Source organism: Corynebacterium sp. HMSC05D03 (genome assembly GCF_001807205.1).
In the GTDB taxonomy this organism is placed as follows: domain Bacteria; phylum Actinomycetota; class Actinomycetes; order Mycobacteriales; family Mycobacteriaceae; genus Corynebacterium; species Corynebacterium aurimucosum.
Genome location: NZ_KV788176.1, coordinates 1 through 1,519, shown reverse-complemented (window position 1 = coordinate 1,519; position 1,519 = coordinate 1). Strand labels below are relative to the sequence as shown.

Annotated in this window: 1 rRNA gene; it reads left to right on the top strand. The window is 53.3% G+C overall.

Annotation, left to right across the window (positions count from 1 at the left end):
• Positions 1–1,515: ribosomal RNA gene (locus tag HMPREF3147_RS12925) — 23S ribosomal RNA — on the top strand; the annotation flags it as partial.
• Between the last annotated feature and the right edge of the window lie 4 nt (positions 1,516–1,519).

The following is a 1,519-nucleotide window of genomic DNA, read 5'->3' as shown; positions in this document are numbered from 1 at the left end:
TTGTTGATGTCGTGGGGCCTGATGTGTGGTTCAAGTGATGGGGTGACACAGTGTAGTAGCCATGCCGCTTAATGGATTGTTGGTGTAAGCGTGTGAGGTGGTGTGTAGGTAAATCCGCACACCGTTAAACCTGAGGCGTGATGCGTAGCCCAAGTGTGGGTGAAGTTGGTGATCTAGTACTGTCGAGAAAAGCCTCTAGCGATGTGGATGTATGGCCCGTACCCTAAACCGACACAGGTGGTCAGGTTGAAAATACTAAGGCGTTCGGGTGAACTGTGGTTAAGGAACTCGGCAAAATGCCCCCGTAACTTCGGGAGAAGGGGGACCACACGACTTAAGCACTCTTTGCGAGTGTGGTGGGTTGTGGGGTCGCAGAGAATAGAGGGAAGCGACTGTTTATCAAAAACACAGGTCCATGCGAAGACGTGAAGTTGATGTATATGGACTGACGCCTGCCCGGTGCTGGAAGGTTAAGAGGACCGGTTAGTAGTCTTTTGGCTGCGAAGCTGAGAATTTAAGCCCCAGTAAACGGCGGTGGTAACTATAACCATCCTAAGGTAGCGAAATTCCTTGTCGGGTAAGTTCCGACCTGCACGAATGGCGTAACGACTTCTCTGCTGTCTCAACCACAGGCCCGGTGAAATTGCACTACGAGTAAAGATGCTCGTTACGCGCGGCAGGACGAAAAGACCCCGGGACCTTCACTATAGCTTGGTATTGGTGTTCGGTTCGGTTTGTGTAGGATAGGTGGGAGACTATGAAGCGGCCACGCTAGTGGTTGTGGAGTCGTTGTTGAAATACCACTCTGATCGGATTGGATGTCTAACCTTGGCCCATGATCTGGGTTGGGGACAGTGCCTGGTGGGTAGTTTAACTGGGGCGGTTGCCTCCCAAAATGTAACGGAGGCGCCCAAAGGTTCCCTCAGCCTGGTTGGCAATCAGGTGGTGAGTGTAAGTGCACAAGGGAGCTTGACTGTGAGACAGACATGTCGAACAGGGACGAAAGTCGGGACTAGTGATCCGGCACCTACTTGTGGATGTGGTGTCGCTCAACGGATAAAAGGTACCCCGGGGATAACAGGCTGATCTTCCCCAAGAGTCCATATCGACGGGATGGTTTGGCACCTCGATGTCGGCTCGTCGCATCCTGGGGCTGGAGTAGGTCCCAAGGGTTGGGCTGTTCGCCCATTAAAGCGGCACGCGAGCTGGGTTCAGAACGTCGTGAGACAGTTCGGTCTCTATCCGCCGCGCGCGTTGAAACTTGAAGAAGGCTGTCCCTAGTACGAGAGGACCGGGACGGACGTACCTCTAGTGTGCCAGTTGTTCCGCCAGGAGCATCGCTGGTTGGCTACGTACGGAAGGGATAACCGCTGAAAGCATCTAAGCGGGAAGCCTGTTTTAAGATGAGGTTTCGTATTTGAGGTCCCCCACAGACGATGGGGTTGATAGGCCAGACCTGGACGCACCGCAAGGTGTGAAGGCTACTGGTACTAATAGACCAAAACAAACACACACACTC